Origin of the sequence: Algoriphagus algorifonticola (assembly GCF_007655305.1) — a bacterium.
GTDB lineage: Bacteria > Bacteroidota > Bacteroidia > Cytophagales > Cyclobacteriaceae > Algoriphagus > Algoriphagus algorifonticola.
Map to the genome: position 1 here is coordinate 75,402 of NZ_VLOG01000066.1, position 16,025 is coordinate 91,426.

Annotated in this window: 19 protein-coding genes; 9 read left to right on the top strand and 10 right to left on the bottom strand. The window is 39.4% G+C overall.

Translation table 11 applies throughout. The annotated features are described in order from the left end of the window. Window positions 1–10: 10 nt before the first annotated feature. Window positions 11–349, bottom strand: a complete 339-nt coding sequence (locus FL972_RS19140) for a P-II family nitrogen regulator (protein WP_091653723.1) — start codon at window positions 347–349, stop codon at window positions 11–13. 284 nt (window positions 350–633) lie between these two features. Here FL972_RS19140 and FL972_RS19145 point away from each other — a divergent pair, with 284 nt between their 5' ends. Further along, a complete protein-coding gene (locus FL972_RS19145) occupies window positions 634–1,539 on the top strand; it encodes a nucleotidyltransferase family protein (RefSeq protein WP_144607578.1) in 906 nt (301 codons plus the stop codon). A gap of 101 nt (window positions 1,540–1,640) precedes the next feature. Here FL972_RS19145 and FL972_RS19755 read toward each other — a convergent pair whose 3' ends face one another. The 3 genes from FL972_RS19755 to recF form a co-directional block, all read right to left on the bottom strand. Next, on the bottom strand, window positions 1,641–1,871 hold the full coding sequence (locus FL972_RS19755; protein ID WP_222116055.1) for a PIN domain-containing protein: 231 nt from the start codon (window positions 1,869–1,871) through the stop codon (window positions 1,641–1,643). A gap of 86 nt (window positions 1,872–1,957) precedes the next feature. Next, window positions 1,958–2,125, bottom strand: coding sequence for a hypothetical protein (locus FL972_RS19495; protein ID WP_186300155.1), 168 nt, complete (start codon window positions 2,123–2,125; stop codon window positions 1,958–1,960). A gap of 79 nt (window positions 2,126–2,204) precedes the next feature. Further along, window positions 2,205–3,305 carry a DNA replication/repair protein RecF gene (recF, locus tag FL972_RS19155; RefSeq protein ID WP_144607579.1) on the bottom strand — a complete coding sequence of 367 codons (1,101 nt, stop codon included), beginning with the start codon at window positions 3,303–3,305 and terminating at the stop codon, window positions 2,205–2,207. 91 nt (window positions 3,306–3,396) lie between these two features. Here recF and pdhA point away from each other — a divergent pair, with 91 nt between their 5' ends. The 7 genes from pdhA (at window position 3,397) to FL972_RS19190 (ending at window position 8,549) form a co-directional block, all read left to right on the top strand. Continuing rightward, window positions 3,397–4,416, top strand: a complete 1,020-nt coding sequence (gene pdhA / locus FL972_RS19160; protein WP_091653128.1) for a pyruvate dehydrogenase (acetyl-transferring) E1 component subunit alpha — start codon at window positions 3,397–3,399, stop codon at window positions 4,414–4,416. Between the two features lie 110 nt (window positions 4,417–4,526). Beyond that, window positions 4,527–5,237, top strand: coding sequence for a tetratricopeptide repeat protein (locus FL972_RS19165; RefSeq protein ID WP_091653125.1), 711 nt, complete (start codon window positions 4,527–4,529; stop codon window positions 5,235–5,237). A gap of 86 nt (window positions 5,238–5,323) precedes the next feature. After that, window positions 5,324–5,800 (top strand): 6,7-dimethyl-8-ribityllumazine synthase, encoded by a 477-nt coding sequence (ribH, locus tag FL972_RS19170; RefSeq protein WP_144607580.1) that lies wholly within the window; start codon window positions 5,324–5,326, stop codon window positions 5,798–5,800. Window positions 5,801–5,963: 163 nt separating this feature from the next. Then, window positions 5,964–7,283: an aspartate kinase gene (locus FL972_RS19175; RefSeq protein ID WP_144607581.1), complete on the top strand. Its 1,320-nt coding sequence runs from the start codon at window positions 5,964–5,966 to the stop codon at window positions 7,281–7,283. Between the two features lie 55 nt (window positions 7,284–7,338). After that, window positions 7,339–7,668 (top strand): DUF6787 family protein, encoded by a 330-nt coding sequence (locus FL972_RS19180; protein ID WP_144607582.1) that lies wholly within the window; start codon window positions 7,339–7,341, stop codon window positions 7,666–7,668. A gap of 70 nt (window positions 7,669–7,738) precedes the next feature. Beyond that, a complete protein-coding gene (locus tag FL972_RS19185; RefSeq protein WP_144607583.1) occupies window positions 7,739–8,149 on the top strand; it encodes an OsmC family protein in 411 nt (136 codons plus the stop codon). 109 nt (window positions 8,150–8,258) lie between these two features. Continuing rightward, window positions 8,259–8,549 carry a hypothetical protein gene (locus tag FL972_RS19190; protein ID WP_144607584.1) on the top strand — a complete coding sequence of 97 codons (291 nt, stop codon included), beginning with the start codon at window positions 8,259–8,261 and terminating at the stop codon, window positions 8,547–8,549. A 1-nt stretch (window position 8,550) separates the two neighbouring features. Here FL972_RS19190 and rlmF read toward each other — a convergent pair whose 3' ends face one another. From rlmF to FL972_RS19210, 4 genes are all read right to left on the bottom strand, one after another. Continuing rightward, on the bottom strand, window positions 8,551–9,498 hold the full coding sequence (gene rlmF, locus FL972_RS19195; RefSeq protein WP_144607585.1) for a 23S rRNA (adenine(1618)-N(6))-methyltransferase RlmF: 948 nt from the start codon (window positions 9,496–9,498) through the stop codon (window positions 8,551–8,553). Window positions 9,499–9,518: 20 nt separating this feature from the next. Further along, window positions 9,519–10,001 (bottom strand): CIA30 family protein, encoded by a 483-nt coding sequence (locus tag FL972_RS19200; protein WP_144607586.1) that lies wholly within the window; start codon window positions 9,999–10,001, stop codon window positions 9,519–9,521. Window positions 10,002–10,079: 78 nt separating this feature from the next. Continuing rightward, on the bottom strand, window positions 10,080–10,805 hold the full coding sequence (locus tag FL972_RS19205) for an SIMPL domain-containing protein (RefSeq protein WP_144607587.1): 726 nt from the start codon (window positions 10,803–10,805) through the stop codon (window positions 10,080–10,082). Between the two features lie 91 nt (window positions 10,806–10,896). Next, entirely contained in the window at window positions 10,897–12,369 is a 1,473-nt protein-coding gene (locus tag FL972_RS19210) for a M14 family zinc carboxypeptidase (RefSeq protein ID WP_144607588.1), read from the bottom strand. 103 nt (window positions 12,370–12,472) lie between these two features. Here FL972_RS19210 and FL972_RS19215 point away from each other — a divergent pair, with 103 nt between their 5' ends. Continuing rightward, the gene (locus FL972_RS19215; protein ID WP_144607589.1) at window positions 12,473–13,483 is read left to right on the top strand and encodes a dipeptide epimerase; all 1,011 of its coding nucleotides are present in this window, start codon (window positions 12,473–12,475) and stop codon (window positions 13,481–13,483) included. 44 nt (window positions 13,484–13,527) lie between these two features. Here the strand turns inward: FL972_RS19215 and FL972_RS19220 are convergent, their stop codons facing one another. Continuing rightward, window positions 13,528–14,223 carry a response regulator transcription factor gene (locus FL972_RS19220; RefSeq protein ID WP_091653099.1) on the bottom strand — a complete coding sequence of 232 codons (696 nt, stop codon included), beginning with the start codon at window positions 14,221–14,223 and terminating at the stop codon, window positions 13,528–13,530. Further along, complete coding sequence (locus FL972_RS19225; RefSeq protein WP_144607590.1) at window positions 14,220–15,932, bottom strand: sensor histidine kinase; 1,713 nt, start codon at window positions 15,930–15,932, stop codon at window positions 14,220–14,222. Before FL972_RS19225 ends, FL972_RS19220 begins: the two co-directional genes overlap by 4 nt. Between the last annotated feature and the right edge of the window lie 93 nt (window positions 15,933–16,025).

The following is a 16,025-nucleotide window of genomic DNA, read 5'->3' on the forward strand; positions in this document are numbered from 1 at the left end:
TCGGTGATTATTAAAGCGCTTTTTCGCCTTGATCGTTATTTCTGATTCTGTAAGCTTCCAATACATCGAAAACAAAGATTTTTCCGTCTCCGATTTCTCCTGTTTTACCTTCTTTCAGAATGCATTGAATGACTGATTCTACCAGATCATCTGTAGTGACGATTTCCAATTTCGTTCTTGGAATGTATGCGGGTTCATAGGCGACTCCGCGGTACATTTCCTGCCGGGCGTGTTCGAAGCCCATTCCCTTGATTTCATAGAAGGAGAGAAATTTCACTCCCAAACCGGAAATGCAGGCATGAATTTGCTCAAAGCGTGAAGTCCGGATAATTGCTTCTATTTTTTTCATTTTTTCAATGAGTTTAAAGGTTTGTTGAGAATTCGGCATGAAAGTACTTTAAATTTTACATGAAAATCAAAAATGGGTTAAAAAAATATCTTGATTTTTAAAAAATTGCCTCTCATTTTGATAATTAGGGGTGTTTATTAGCCCTTATTTGAAAAAATATATGTTTAAAAATAAAATTCTGGATGATTTTTAAACCTGTCAAGATCCAATTTAGAATTTCATTTACTTGTTGCAGTGGGCAATTCAATTAATTTTGCACACGTTTTTAACAGATACACAGAGGAATGACTCAAAAACCAACTTTAGTAGTATTAGCTGCTGGCATGGGCAGTAGATATGGAGGGAATAAGCAGATTGACGGTTTCGGCCCTAATGGAGAAACCATTTTAGAATATTCCATTTTTGATGCCATCCGGGCAGGATTCGGAAAAGTCGTATTTATCGTGAGGCAAGAGATTTTGGATGTTGCCAAAGAAAAGTTTCTTCCGAAGCTTCAAGGTAAAATTGAAGTCGATTGGGTTATACAGTCTTTGGATAGCTTTGTGCCTTCGGAATTGAAACAAGCGGATAGGGTAAAGCCATTTGGAACAGCACATGCAGTATTATGTGCAAAGGATGCAGTTAAGGAGCCCTTTGCTGTGATCAATGCAGATGATTTTTACGGAAAGGAAGCTTTCGACGAGATCGGAAAGTTTTTGTCTAAAGACGCCCGTCCGGATTTACATGCCATGGTAGGATATGCCATTCAAAATGTGCTTTCAGAAAATGGAACTGTAAGCCGGGGAGTTTGCAAAACGAATGAGAAAGGGCAATTGATAGGAATGACCGAACGCACTTCAATCGCTCGTGAAGGAGGAAAAATTCTCAGCAAAGGAGAAGGGGAGGTGCTAGAAATTGCTGAAAACACTCCTGTCAGCATGAACTTCTGGGGTTTTCATCCGGATGTTTTTGCGGATGTGGAGCAAATGTGGAAGGATTTTCTACCTGCAAATCGGGATAACCTGAAGTCGGAATTCTATATTCCAACGGTTGCAAATAATTTAATACAGTCGGGTAAAGCTGCTTTTGAAATCTTGCCTGGAGGTAAAACTTGGTTTGGAGTGACCTACACAGAAGATAAACCCGTAGTCATCGAGGCCTTAAAATCATTGCATGATTCTGGAGAATATCCAGCTGAATTGTGGAAATAAATGAAAAGAGGCGGCGGCCTCTTTTTTTATTTCTTCCTGGGGATTTTGGTATTTAATTACTTTCTAAAAAGGTGCATTGAATTGCATTGCAGGTATTAAAATTAAACCTCTAAGAGTATAAGATCTAATTCCTTTATCTTAGAAAATCCTTGGTCTGCGGTGATTAACGGTATTCCTATTGATAAGGATGAAGCGGCAATAATAGAGTCTGGAAGCCGCAGGTTATGCTTTTTCCTTAGGTCAATGGTCCATTCCTTAATTTTTAAATTCCATTCTGTAAGAAAACAATCATTGATTAGGGCCTTTATCTTTAATTCTTCTGGCTTGGATATTCCTTTAAATCCAAGTAATTCAACTTCAGTGACAAAATATTATTTCCTTCGAGTAGATAGATTAAAAAATTGGTGTCTGCAAAAAATCAATCTTCATTTTCTCTTATTTCCGTTTGATAATCAAGACCATCCAATTTTCTTTTTAGCTTTCCAAAGTGCTTTTGGAGCTTGCCGGACTGACCCTTTTTCTCTTTAAGAATCTTTTTTAAATCATCCTTATTTTTTTTGTTTACAGTAATTGTCATCTCTTTCATTGTTATATATCAATATGAAAAAATAAGACTCTTTAAAAAGTTAATTATTATATAGAAAATTTTCCATTTTAAGTTCGTTTCACTGACTGACTTGGCCATTTTCAACCCCAAAGAAAAACACCTCCGAATCCAGCTCAGTCAAAATTGCTTGTGAGCGTTCGGGTCTTGCATCAGTCAGAAAAATCTGCCCAAAGGTATGTTTGGAAATCAATTGCATCATTTGGGCAATTCGGGTATCGTCCAGTTTGTCAAAAATATCATCCAATAAGAGTAGAGGCTTCTCCCCCTTAGCGCTTTCAAAAATTTGAAATTGGGCTAATTTCAGAGCAATAATAAAGGATTTCTGTTGCCCTTGGCTTCCGATTTTTCGGATAGGATGCTCTCCGATCAGGAAATTGTAATCATCCTTGTGAATTCCTGCATTGGAATTCTTGGTTATAAAATCTTTTTTCCGAATGCCTTGAAAGTAGCTTGCAAAATCCTCTCGAAGCGCTTCGGTTTCATAGATGATGGTTACCTTTTCTTGTCCTTGTGAAATTTCAGCGTAATGGGCCTGAAGCATAGGAGCCACCTCGTCCATCAATTCTGCTCTACGCTTAGCCAAAATCTGACTTAACCGAATCATCTCCTCATCGTAACTTCCCAATAAGGTCAAATCTCTTCTTCCTGTTTCAGCAAACTTTTTCAAAAGGGCATTCCGCTGTTTTAAGAAATGATGATACCGGATCAGTTGATTCAAATAATTTCTGTCCAATTGGGATAATAAACCATCAAAGAATTTTCTTCTACCCTCACTTCCCCCTTTGATCAATTCTGTATCATCTGGTGCAATCAGCACCAATGGGATTAACCCTACATGCTCAGAAGTTTTGTCTAAAGCCTTTCCGTTTTGCCAAATCTGTTTCTTTTTTCCCAACTCAAACGTACATCTGACCTCCAGCGGTTTTTGATCCAGTTCAAATTGACCCTTGATCGCAAAAAAATCTTTGTCATGCTGCACATTCAAGGTATCACTGGATTGCACTGCGCTTTTGGTGAGCGATAGGTAGTGGATTCCGTCTAGTATATTGGTTTTCCCACTACCATTTAGCCCAGTAAAGCAATTAATTTGAGTGCTAAAGTCCATTCGGGTCTTCTCATGATTTTTGAATTGTAAGAGTTCCAGGGACTTTAGATACATCTGTTTGGGTAATTATTTTGGCGGCAGCCTGATTTTTAGGAGAGGTTGGTTATATTTGGGGCCTAAAATAGCATATTTTGATCATTACGATATGGCAAAGAAAACTGCAGCGACCAAGTCAAAGGTAAAATATTCGAAAGAAACTTATACGTTCTGGTACGAGAGCATGCTCTTGATGAGACGATTTGAGGAGAAAGCCGGACAACTTTATGGTCAACAAAAAATACGCGGGTTCTGTCACCTTTACATAGGTCAGGAGGCTTGCGCCGCCGGAGCTATCACAGCTTTGGAGAAAGATGATAAGTGGATCACAGCTTACAGAGATCACGCACACCCATTAGGCTTAGGGACAGATCCAGGCGCTGTGATGGCAGAATTATATGGAAAAGCAACAGGAACAACCAAAGGTAAAGGGGGTTCTATGCACATTTTCGATAAGGAAAGAAATTTCATGGGAGGTCACGGGATCGTAGGTGCTCAGGTACCTATGGGTCTAGGAATCGGCTTCGCTGAAAAATATAAAGGCACCAAAAACCTTTGTATTTGTCATATGGGTGATGGAGCGGTTCGTCAGGGTGCTGTGCACGAAGCCTTCAACTTGGCCATGCTTTATAAGACTCCGGTGATCTTTGTGATCGAAAACAACGGATATGCAATGGGTACTTCAGTTGCCCGTACTTCTAACGTGACCGAACTATACCAAATCGGAGAGTCTTATGATATGCCTGCATTCCCGGTTGATGGAATGAATGTAGAAGCTATTCATGAAGCAGTTGCTGAAGCAGCAGAAAGAGCCAGAAAAGGTGATGGACCAACTTTGTTGGAATTCAGAACTTATAGATACAAAGGACACTCCATGTCCGATCCTCAGAAATACAGAACCAAAGAAGAGGTAGAGGACTACAAGAAAAAAGATCCTATCGAGCAGGTATTGAAGACTATTAAGGACAACAATATCCTAAGCGACGAAGAGATCGAAAAAATCAATGCAAAAGTGAAAAAGCAAGTGACTGAAGCTGTGAAATTTGCAGAAGAGTCACCTTGGCCTGATGGTCAGGATGCTTTCAAAGATGTCTACGTACAGGAGGACTATCCTTTTGTAATGGAATAATTCATATCCAAAGCTCGAAAAGCCATGAAAACTAGGTGGATTCATGGCTTTTTTATTGGGCTTTGTGTAATTCATAAAAAACGTATATTTGCGCCTGAAAAATCAGTAACATGGCAAAGAAATTATCCAAAAAAGCACAGGAAGAGCAAAACGAATTGCTAGAAAACCCAGAAGTTTTAGCAGAAACGCTTGGTCGAGGTGAAGCTTTTTTGAAGAAAAATAGCAAAATATTAGGTGGCGTTTTGATCGCTGCCATCATTTTGATCGGAGGAATTCTTTTCTTCCAGATCAATAATGCAAACCAAAATGAGAAAGCTCAGGAAGAAATGTTCCAAGCGGTATATTTCTATGAGCAAGATAGTATTGAGTTTGCCTTGAATGGAGACGGGATTAATCCTGGATTCCTTCAGATTGTAGAAGAGTATCCTCGTACTGATGCAGCCAATCTGGCTAATTTCTACATCGGATCTATTTACCTTTCTGAAAGAAACTTCACCGATGCAATCAATTATCTTGAAGATTTCTCTGCGGATGATTTCTTGGTTCAGTCTAAAGCTTATGCTCTTTTAGGGGATGCATACTTGGAAACAGGTAACTTAGATAAGGCTATTTCCAATTACAAAAAAGCTGCAAGCAGCGAAGAAAATAAATACTTTACTCCTAAGTATTTATTCAAATTGGCTGTAGCCTATGAAGAAGCAGGAAAGACTCAAGAAGCTATCGCAACTTATGGAGAGATCGAAGAGAAATATTTCGAGTCTTATGAGTATGCTGCTGCACGAAAACACAAAGCTCGCTTAGAAGGCCTTGCCGCTAAGTAGTGCTGAATACTAGCACCAATTAGAAGAGTAAGGTCCTCGGGATCTTACTCTTTTTTTGTTTACCACATTTCAAAAATTAAACTCAGATGGCAACATCATTAAAAAGTCTAAGCGAGCATAGCTCCAAGAATATCCAGGATATCAGCAGCAAAAAATTTGCAATCATTGTTTCGGAGTGGAATGAAGATGTGACGGAAGCATTGTATTCCGGCGCTTATCAAACATTGCTACAGCATGGAGCAAAGAAAGAGCATATCATTCGCAAAAATGTGCCGGGCTCTTTTGAACTGACATTAGGAGCTCAATGGTGTGCTCAGGATGAAAGTATAGATGCTGTTATCTGTTTAGGTTGCGTAATCCAGGGAGAAACCAAGCATTTTGACTTTATCTGTGATGCAGTTGCCCATGGAATTACCAATGTTGGATTGAAATATAACAAGCCGGTAATTTTTGGGGTTTTAACTCCAAACAATCAACAGCAGGCTTTGGATCGCGCAGGCGGAAAGCATGGAAACAAAGGAGATGAAGCCGCAATCACCGCCATCAAAATGCTTGGTTTTTAAAGAGAACTAGAAGTAAAAGAATAGACTCTCAAGTCCTATTTTCAAGCTTTATCTATTATAACAAACCTATTAATTCATCCTTGAATCTATTGTGGAAATTGCTTGATGATAAACAAGCGAAAATCAGCAGACTTCAGGGTAATCTAAAAGACAAACTCTACCAATGAAAGTAATGAAATTCGGGGGAACCTCTGTAGGAAAGCCCGAGCGTATGCATCAGGTGAAAGACCTGGTAACCCGTGGAGATGAACCCACAATTGTTGTATTATCAGCCTTGTCTGGAACTACCAATGCCCTTGTAGGGATAGGAGAGGCTTTGGCTGATGCTGATAGAATATTGGCAAAGGAGAGAATCGATGCTCTTCATGCTCACTATATGGATTTTTATCCTCAGCTTTTAAAAACTGAAAAAGGAAGAGCAAAGGCTGAAGATATCATCAAAGAACATTTTGAGTTTTTGAATATTATTTTGAAAATCTCCTTTAACGAGGCGATTAATAGGGATATTCTGGCTCAGGGAGAATTGCTATCCACAAAGTTGTTTTATACACTTTTGGAAGAACTCGAAATTCCTGCGGTATTTTTAATTGCCTTGGATTTCATGAGTATTGATGAAAATTCCGAGCCTGAATTGGGGAAGATTTCTGAAAAACTGAAAGCCATTATTGCTCAGCATCCAGAACAAAAATTATTTGTTACCCAAGGATATATCTGTAAAAACCACAGAAATGAAGTAGACAATTTGAAGCGTGGAGGTTCTGATTACACGGCTTCACTTGTGGCTGCAGCGATCAATGCCTCAGTTTGTGAGATTTGGACAGATATTGACGGGATGCATAATAATGATCCCCGCATTGTGAACAGAACTAGGCCTATTGCTGAGTTATCTTTCGATGAAGCGGCAGAGTTGGCCTATTTCGGTGCTAAAATTCTCCATCCTGCTTCTATTTGGCCTGCTCAGCAATACAATGTGCCTGTTAGACTTCTGAATACCATGGATCCTGAAGCCCATGGCACCTTAATTAAAGCAGGAGTAGAAGCAAAGGGCGTCAAAGCGATTGCTGCCAAAGATGGAATTACTGCCATCAAAATCAAATCCAGCAGGATGCTTTTAGCTTACGGTTTTTTGAGGAGAGTATTTGAGATTTTTGAAAAATACAAGACTCCTATCGATATGATCACCACTTCTGAGGTGGCGGTTTCGGTGACTATCGATGATTTGACTCACCTGAAACAAATTCTGAAGGAGTTGGAGGTGTTGGGTTCTGTGGAAGTGGACGAAAATCAATCCATCATATGTATTGTAGGTAATATGGTTTCTGAAACCAGAGGTGCAGTAAAATCAGTGATGGATAGCTTGGTTGATTTTCCTATCCGTATGGTATCTTACGGAGGTAGCCGACATAATGTCTCCCTATTGATTGACTCAAAGTTTAAAAATGATGCGCTCCAAAACTTAAACGAGGGCGTGTTTACCTGGTAATAATTGAAAGGCGAGGAAATTTTCCTCGCCTTTTTCCAAATTACGAAAGCTTTTCATGAAAAATAAAGAACAAAAACCTGGCTTTCTTCAGCGATTACAGACTAAATGGAAACTGGATAGCCTGCTTCAGGTAGTTCTGGTTTTGGTAGTTTTCGCCTGCACGGGCTTTACAATTTTATTTATCAAAAACCCCATTTTGGATTTCTTCGGGGTTGAAAAAGGCGGCTTTGTTAACACAGTTCTGTATCTCTTATTGGTTTTACCGCTCTATCAGATATTCTTGTTGATTTATGGCTTTATCTTCGGCCAATTCCAATTTTTCTGGGAAAAGGAGAAGCAAATTTTTCGAAGAATAGCAAAGCTCTTTTCAAAGAAATCAGACTAATCCAAGAACTATTCTGCATCGTATTTGATTACATGGATAAGACAGATTTTTAACCAAAACACTTTAATCCATGATTAGAAAAGCAACTGCCGTATGGCAAGGAAGCGGAAAAGACGGTAATGGTCATTTGACTACTCCTAGCACCGTTTTAGATAAAACTCAATATTCTTTTAAGTCCAGATTTGAGGATGGCATTGGTACCAATCCGGAAGAGTTGATTGCAGCAGCTCATGCTGGATGCTTTGCTATGAAGCTTAGCTTTAATTTAAGCGGAGCTGATTTTCCTCCTCAGGAATTAGATGTTACTTGTAATATAACATTCGAGGATGGTTCCTTGAAGAAATCCCACCTTGTGCTAAAAGCAAAGGTAGATGGAATTACAGAGGAAAAATTTGCAGAATTGGTGAAAGATGCGGAGGAAAATTGTCCTATCTCCAAAGTCTTAAACACAGAAATATCTGTAGAATATACGCTGAATTAAGCATTAGGAAATTTTAAGAAAAAACAGGTCTTCAAAAACCTGTTTTTTTCTTGAACGGTACTGGAATTGATCCGTATAACAAAGTCTTGATTACTAAACCACTACCACCATGGAAATGACGGCTCATCCATTTCAGAACTCCGGCTCTAACAGAATTACATTTATCAAACATGCAGGAATAACCTTGGGTGTTTTACTGATTATATTGGCATTTCAAGGAAGTTTTTCTTCCACTTGGATTTTGCCTTTAATCTTCACTCCAATCGCTGCAGGTATAGGAGGAATTATTTTCAAAAACACGGAAGAATTAAGATACTCTTCGGGCCTGAAGCAGGCTTTCGGTTGGGTAATCGGAATAGCGGGCTATCTGCTATTAATTCCAATGGCTTTAGCTTTATAAGCTATTTCCATCGGAATTTACTCCAATTCTCCTGTTGTTTTGAATTCAGATAAGTCCAGGCTAAAAACCTGGATTTTTTATTGCCCTGAGCCATTTCAATAATCTCATATTCGCTTACGGCAACCTGCTTTAGTCTATTTGTAAGTGACTTCAGGTTAGCTTCTTTGGAAATAAGGGAAGTAAACCAAAAACACTGATGCTTAAAATGAGTGCTTTCTTGAATCATTTGTCCAACAAATTCCAATTCTCCCCCTTTGCACCAAAGTTCATGACTTTGTCCACCAAAATTGAGCTCATTGCTTTTTAAGTTTAGATTCTTGGCTTTTCGTTGATTTCCTTGTTTTGCCTCCTGTGCGGAACTGTGAAAGGGAGGGTTACATAGGGTTAGATCAAAGTATTCATCATGTTGAATAATTCCTTTGAATATCCGGCTTTCAATTTCTTGTTTCCGGAGATTGATTTTTTTGTTAAATGTGGGATTTTGAGCCAGGATTTCTTCGGCATTTTTTAAGGCAGGCTCTTCTATTTCCGCAGCGATGAAGGACCAAGAATATACTGAACTACCAATCAAGGGGTAAATCAAATTGGCGCCAGTTCCTATATCCAGAGCTTGAATCTTAGCTCCTTTCGGGATTTTTCCCTGATTTTTAGATGCTAAAAGATCTGCTAAATAATGAATATAATCTGCTCTACCGGGAATCGGAGGAACTAGAAATCCGTCCGGGATATCCCAGAATTCTACTTGGTAAAAATGTAATAATAGTGCTTTATTTAGGGCCTTAACGGCATTCGGGTCGGCAAAGTCTATTGTTTGATTTCCAAAAGAGTTGGTAAAGATATGTTCGGCAAGTCTGGGAAAGCTTTTGGAAAGTGCCTCCAGATCGTAAGTACCTTGATGGTAATTTCGGGGGTGCAATGTGGGTTTTTCCTGAGGATTAGCTTTTGCCATGATGCAAATTAAGCCTTCCTTTAGAATAATTTGATGTAGTCGATCTCGAGCTTGAAGCTTTCAGCCTTTTTATTCCCAATCAAAAATGCGATTTCTTGTACTTGATCTCCCGGGAAATTTTCCATGTTAAGATCTCTGCCTCGAAAGGCAGGTTTGAATTGATTTAAGGGGATGGTTATTTCCTCCCACTCTCCGCTTGTTTGGAAACTCGCCACGTAGGAGTGATAATCTGATCGCTTTCTTTTAAACCGGAATTGATAGGTCTTTCCATCACCTCGAAGCCGAATTTTTACTTGAGAAGCTCCATCTATGATGGTTTTATCAGGTTGATATCTGACCGATGAAAAGCCACCATTATTTTCTAAGGAAACTTTCCCTTCGAATACACCATGTCCCTCTGAATTGATAGAGAATGAGCCATCAGATCTTCCCCCCATGACCACATCATCGATAATTCTCCAGTCTGATTTCTTACTATCGGATTGGAAGTCGTAAAGAGTCATGCTCGTAAATAATTGAATGAAAATAGCCAATAGTACCACTTAGATAGAATCCACTGGCTGTGAAATTGTTTGGAAAAATTAATTTGATTCAAAAACCAATTTCATGGTGATGGATGCAGTTTTGTTTTTTGAACTGGTGTTAAAGGCTCCTCCCCAGGAATAATCTTCTCCTGAGTTTTGTCCGGTGATTTGAAAAACTCCCATATTGGCAGAAATCAAATCGCCTAGTTTTGCCTCTGAATTTTCAGCGATACGCTCTGCGCGAATTCTGGCATCTTCAGTTGCTTTTGCTATCATTTCCAGCTTGAGGGACTCTAATTCGGTATAGTAGTATCGGGGCTGTTGGGAGTAAAAAGCAATTCCTTGATTTAATAATTCCGTGATTTCCCGGCTGATTTTTTCCACCTTTTCTACTTCTTTGGATTCAATTTGTAAGGATTGACTCAATTGATATCCAGTAAAGGTTTGCCCCATGTATCTTCCGTCGTTGGAGTAGTTTTGCTGATATTGAGGGTTTGTGATGACCGCGTTGAAAACCAATTGTTCCTTCGGAATTCCTTTGGAAACCAAATAGGTTGTGACCGATTCGCGATCTCTTTCCAGATTGGAATAGGCAGTCTGAAGGTCTTTACTTTCCCGACTGAAATTACCTTCCCATACGATCAGGTCAGAAGTAAAATTACTTTCTCCTAAGCCAGTTACGTTGATGGTGCCCTGTGGTCGGTTTCGATTGATCACAGCCTGTCCCAATACGATAGAAGAAAGAACTATGGCCAAAGAAAAAATGATGGACGATGATTTCATAGTGTAGAGGTTTATGGAATAATATAGATATTTTGTACGAAAAAAAGCCCGGGAAAAACCAGGCTTTTGGTCAATTCATAAATTTTAACGCTTAGAAAACCCGTTGCTTCAAAACCTGCTCCTTGGGATTTTCAAGGTCAATGAGATAGCCATTTACGATTGCGTATTTCAGTAAATCGCCTTCTGCTAAAAAGAAGTTTGGTGAAGAGCCTGTCTTCCAGCCGAAATTGAAATCTTTTTTACTCTGTAAAATCAGAATGGGTAATTGATGAAGATCTCCGGGCTTTCCATTTTTTATTTTAACTCCCAAATAGCCTTGTCTCAACAGCTCTATCGCTTCTTCTGAACTGATAGCTGCCAAGTTTTCAAATTCTTGCTCGAATACTTTGCCTTCCTTAAAACTTAAACCTGTTGCATCTATTTCTTCAAAGCCAAAATAGACCTGCATATCTCCTAAATCTTCCACGTTTCCAGTAACATAAAAAGTACTGTCTGCATTGTTTTCTCTTCTACGAATTGCCAGATCTACCGGGAATTTTTTCCCCTCAACTTCTACTTGCATCTCTTTGATGATCAGGTCAACCAATTGCAGATCGTTGTCAGGGATTGCAAAGTATTCATCAATGCTATGCTGTTCGTAGGATTGGGTGGCAATTTGATGTAGAGCATTCAGGATTATCAGGAAGTTTAATTTACGGATATACTGCTTTTCTGCGTCACCGACATAGCCTCCAGATTCAATCAAGATCGTACTGGTTCCCCATTTTTGGATATTATCTCCAAAAGCTCGTGGCTCAAATGCATCGTCATACTTTCCTACCTGTCCGGGAATAAGCTCTTGTAAAAGCCTGTTCATTCCCACAATGGTTTTCATGGCTCTTCCTCTTACCTCATTGATTTCTGTTTCATAATTATAAGCAGGAGCTAGAACAGAAATAGTTGCCTGCTTCGCTGTATTAACCACATTATAATAAACCTGTTGATCGTGGAGGTTGAAACCAAATTCTGGCTCGAAGCTGTCTCTTGCATTTTTCAGAATCACGGCTTCCGGGGAAATCTGAGAAATTGCATCCCTATTTAAATCTATGTCCAAAGCATTTCTTCTTTGAAATACTTCCGCTCCGTCGGGGTTGATCATAGGAATAAACTTGAGGCTGAGGGAAGTTTTCAGAAGATTTCTTAAGCTATCATATTCGTCTCCGGATGCTTCCAAGAAATTGAAAAGATCAAATAAAGCCATGGTTGCAGTACTTTCATTTCCATGCATCTGAGACCAAAGCATGACCTTGGTTGAACCCTTACCCCAATCCAAAGATGTTATGGATCTTCCTTCTACTGACTTCCCCAATTCTGTAATTTGAAAAGAATTTTGATGTTTTTGGATCAATGGTTGTAAATCAGCATGCCTAAATCGCCTATGAGTAATAGCGGGTTCCTTAAATTTTTCAAAGGCACTTTCCAAAAAAGGGGTATTCAGGCTTTCAAACTTTTCTTCATTTGCCGTTTTGCATCCAATAATAAAAACTAAAAACAGCAAAAACAGGCTAAATTGATTTCTCTTCATTATTTTCATGTTTTCAAACAGATAGGATAGGAATAGAAGTAAATCTAGGAATCTTCTGTTGAAAAATCGGCCTATTTCTTACAATTCAGACTCTTTTCTTCCCATGAAATTATCTTATCAGGTATTTGATTTACCACTCCGACATACCTTCACGATTGCCCATCAAAGCAGGGATATTCAGGATACACTCATCGTGACATTGGAGGATGCAGGTTTTTTCGGTTTAGGCGAGTCCACTACCAATCCCTTCTACGGCGTCACAATTGAAACTATGACGGAGGCCCTGGAAGCATTTAGGCCTGTATTGGAAGATACTAAAACGGTTAATCCAGAAACGCTTTGGGCCATGGGTAAAGATTATTTCAAAGGCAATCCCTTTGCTCAATGTGCATTGGATATGGCCGCATGGGATCTATTCACAAAAAGGCAGGGGCTAAAGCTATATCAATACCTTCAGTTACATCCTGAAAACATCCCCACCACCAACTTTACCATAGGAATTGCCAGCATTGAAAAGATGGTTCAGAAAATGAAGGAGGTGGACTGGCCTATTTATAAAATCAAATTAGGAACTCACGATGATCTGGCAATTGTGAAGGAACTGAGGAAGCATACCGATGCTGTTTTCAGAATAGATGCAAATTGTGCTTGGACCGCTGAGGAGGCCATCCGAAACTCTGAAGAATTGGTCAAATTAGGAGTGGAGTTTATGGAGCAGCCTTTAGGCAAGGATGACTTGGAAGGAATGCGGGAGGTGTACTTGCACTCTAAGTTACCTGTAATGGCAGATGAGAGTTGTATTGTAGAAGAAGATGTGAAAAAATGCCACGGTCTTTTTCACGCGATTAATGTCAAGTTGGTGAAGGCAGGCGGGATTACTCCGGGTTTGAGAATGATTCAAGAAGCGAAAAGATTGGGAATGAAAACGATGGTGGGTTGTATGACTGAATCCTCGGTGGGAATTTCTGCGATCGCTCATATCGCTCCACTTTTGGATTATGTGGATATGGATGGGGCGATGTTGCTGGCAAAAGATCCGGCAGATGGAGTTAAAATTAGCCCTGAAAAAGTGACCTTCCCTGAAAGGAATGGTATTGGAACAGTTTTAGTATAAAAAAACCGTGAGCGAACTCACGGTTGGATTTGGGTTATTTTGAATTAAGATTCCCCAACAATCAGTTTAAAGCCTTCTCCATGTACCGTTATGATCTGAACTTTGGGGTCGTCTTTTAATATCTTTCGAATTTTACTCAAGTAAACGTCCATACTTCTGGCGTTGAAGTAGCTGTCATCTCCCCAGATTTGCTTGAGTGCGTGGGAGCGATTGACCAATCTATTCATCTCCGAAGCTAGGAGTCTCAGCAATTCATTTTCTTTAGAAGTGAGTTTATGCTTGCCTTTCGGACCATCAAGGACTTGCTCATCGTAGTGCAATTCAAAATCCCCGAAATTGTAAACTTTCAAGGCTTCTACTTCAGTGGATTTTTGTGTTCTTCTCAAAATCGCATTGACCCTCAATAGCAATTCTTCCATGCTGAAGGGCTTGGTGAGATAATCGTCTGCTCCGATTTTTAATCCTTCGATGATATCATCTTTTTGATTTTTCGCAGTCAAAAACAGGATAGGGAGATCATCCTGCACCTTTTTGATCTCCTTGGCTAAGGTAAAACCATCCTTTTTGGGCATCATGATATCCAATAGGCAAAGGTCGTATTTATCTTTTTTGAATTTATTCCATCCTTCTTCCCCATCCCGGCAAAGTGTGGGCTCATAGCCTTTCATTTCGAGATATTCCTTTAAGATATCACCCAAATTTGGGTCATCTTCCACCACTAGTAGTTTTGCTTTGCTCATTGTTTTTTGGGTAGATTAATTGTGAATGTACTTCCTTTTCCCAACTCACTCTGTACTTGAATTTCTCCTTTATGGGCTTCCAACATAGTTTTTACATAAGAAAGGCCCAATCCAAATCCTTTTACATCGTGGAGGTTTCCGGTAGGTACACGATAAAACTTATCAAATATTTTCTTCTGGGCATCCTTATTCATTCCTATTCCTTGGTCCGAAATACTTACCCATACTTGTTCTTCATTTTCCCAAGCTTTGATATGGATAGTTGGCTTTTCCCTACTATACTTATTGGCATTGTCGAGGAGATTATTGAATATATGAGTGACATGAAAGAAATCTCCTTGTATCAGTCCATCGCTCAGTTCATTTTCAAACTCAATATTTCCTTCCCTTTTTTCTATCTGTAATGAAAAATGATCCACTGCATTCTCCAGGAGTTCGGAAAGGTCGATGTCTTCCACCTTGAGTTTAAAATCCTTCTTATCTAACGCAGCTGCCTGCAATACGTTTTCTACTTGGGCTACAAGCCTTTTATTTTCATCTTTAATAATGCCTAAATACCGGGTTCTAAATTTATCCTGAGATGAAAGTTCAGGGTCCTGAAGTGCTTCCACCGCCAAACTCACCGTTGCTAATGGAGTTTTAAACTCATGAGTCATGTTATTGATGAAATCATTTTTTGTATCCGAAAGCGCTTTTTGTTTGAAAATGACACGAATTGCATAGATGAAACACCAGATGATTACTCCGATAAATAAGATGGAAGAGGACACGGGTAGCCATACTTGACGAAGTACATGGTTGTTTTTCTCCGGAAAGAATATGTAGAGATAATTCTCCTTTCCAAAAATGTCATTGGGGAAAAGCTTGGCCTGTATGCCATATTGAACTAGTCGGAATGGTTCAGACACAGGTCCGATAGGCATCAAGAGACCATCGTCTTTTAACAGGCCCAATTCGAAATCTTCATAAATTCCTCTTTCCAGCAGGTGATTTTTGACCAGTTTTCTTACCTGAGAAGTATCAAGGCGGTTTAAAATGGCTTTTTGCCCAGCTGCCATTTCTTCCCAAGTTTGGTTAATCAGGTCAATTTTGAGGTTGGTTTTTTTGATTTTTTCCAAGGCATCCTCGGAGACATTGACCTCTTTTTCGAAGTTTGGATCCAAGTAGCTCCCTGTTGGTCCCAAACTGTATACTTCCACTTGGCTGAGGTATTGTAACTGCCTCTCCTTTTCCTCCAAAAGGATAGCCATTTCATCCGGAGTAAAAATAGTAGAGGCTACCTCAGGAGTCATAAGCGTAAAAAATCTTTCCATTTCCTGTAAAACGGATAAGTCAATTCCTCTAGATTCCAGCATCCTTCTGAAAGTAGCACTGACCTGAGGAACTGGAGTAATTTTTAAGGTATCGATGATAGAGGGCCCCCTTCTAAAACCTGATTTGGGGCGAATTTCAAAATCAATAGGTTCAATTTTCTCAAAAAGTGATTTTTGAAGAATGGGGTCCTTCATTAATTGGCTTAGCAAAACGTCACTAGCTTCACTCTTTTCGAGTTGATCTGTAGTCCCTGCCAGTGCTTGATAGACATCCTGATCAAACCTTTCTTGATTGATTCGGATCGCATTTCTCACCCAATAGTATTGAAATCCCACCAAGCCAAGGCTGGCTACGGACATCAAAACAATTATTAAAGTGATCTTATTTTTGGACATGTTACAAATTTAAAGGCTTATCGGGGGAGAAAGGTAGGGTTAACAATATTTAACGGCTTGAATGAAAGACCATTGAAGGCAAGTTTAAATGGG

What these genes read in the sequence shown, in the direction of transcription:
- FL972_RS19225 (WP_144607590.1), bottom strand. Translation starts at nt 15,932, where the DNA reads ATGTCCAAAAATAAGATCACTTTAATAATTGTTTTGATGTCCGTAGCC.
- FL972_RS19140 (WP_091653723.1), bottom strand. Translation starts at nt 349, where the DNA reads ATGAAAAAAATAGAAGCAATTATCCGGACTTCACGCTTTGAGCAAATT.
- FL972_RS19215 (WP_144607589.1), top strand. Translation starts at nt 12,473, where the DNA reads ATGAAATTATCTTATCAGGTATTTGATTTACCACTCCGACATACCTTC.
- pdhA (WP_091653128.1), top strand. Translation starts at nt 3,397, where the DNA reads ATGGCAAAGAAAACTGCAGCGACCAAGTCAAAGGTAAAATATTCGAAA.
- FL972_RS19190 (WP_144607584.1), top strand. Translation starts at nt 8,259, where the DNA reads ATGGAAATGACGGCTCATCCATTTCAGAACTCCGGCTCTAACAGAATT.
- FL972_RS19205 (WP_144607587.1), bottom strand. Translation starts at nt 10,805, where the DNA reads ATGAAATCATCGTCCATCATTTTTTCTTTGGCCATAGTTCTTTCTTCT.
- FL972_RS19495 (WP_186300155.1), bottom strand. Translation starts at nt 2,125, where the DNA reads ATGAAAGAGATGACAATTACTGTAAACAAAAAAAATAAGGATGATTTA.
- FL972_RS19180 (WP_144607582.1), top strand. Translation starts at nt 7,339, where the DNA reads ATGAAAAATAAAGAACAAAAACCTGGCTTTCTTCAGCGATTACAGACT.
- FL972_RS19200 (WP_144607586.1), bottom strand. Translation starts at nt 10,001, where the DNA reads ATGACTCTTTACGACTTCCAATCCGATAGTAAGAAATCAGACTGGAGA.
- FL972_RS19185 (WP_144607583.1), top strand. Translation starts at nt 7,739, where the DNA reads ATGATTAGAAAAGCAACTGCCGTATGGCAAGGAAGCGGAAAAGACGGT.
- FL972_RS19175 (WP_144607581.1), top strand. Translation starts at nt 5,964, where the DNA reads ATGAAAGTAATGAAATTCGGGGGAACCTCTGTAGGAAAGCCCGAGCGT.
- rlmF (WP_144607585.1), bottom strand. Translation starts at nt 9,498, where the DNA reads ATGGCAAAAGCTAATCCTCAGGAAAAACCCACATTGCACCCCCGAAAT.
- recF (WP_144607579.1), bottom strand. Translation starts at nt 3,305, where the DNA reads ATGTATCTAAAGTCCCTGGAACTCTTACAATTCAAAAATCATGAGAAG.
- FL972_RS19145 (WP_144607578.1), top strand. Translation starts at nt 634, where the DNA reads ATGACTCAAAAACCAACTTTAGTAGTATTAGCTGCTGGCATGGGCAGT.
- FL972_RS19210 (WP_144607588.1), bottom strand. Translation starts at nt 12,369, where the DNA reads ATGAAGAGAAATCAATTTAGCCTGTTTTTGCTGTTTTTAGTTTTTATT.
- ribH (WP_144607580.1), top strand. Translation starts at nt 5,324, where the DNA reads ATGGCAACATCATTAAAAAGTCTAAGCGAGCATAGCTCCAAGAATATC.
- FL972_RS19220 (WP_091653099.1), bottom strand. Translation starts at nt 14,223, where the DNA reads ATGAGCAAAGCAAAACTACTAGTGGTGGAAGATGACCCAAATTTGGGT.
- FL972_RS19165 (WP_091653125.1), top strand. Translation starts at nt 4,527, where the DNA reads ATGGCAAAGAAATTATCCAAAAAAGCACAGGAAGAGCAAAACGAATTG.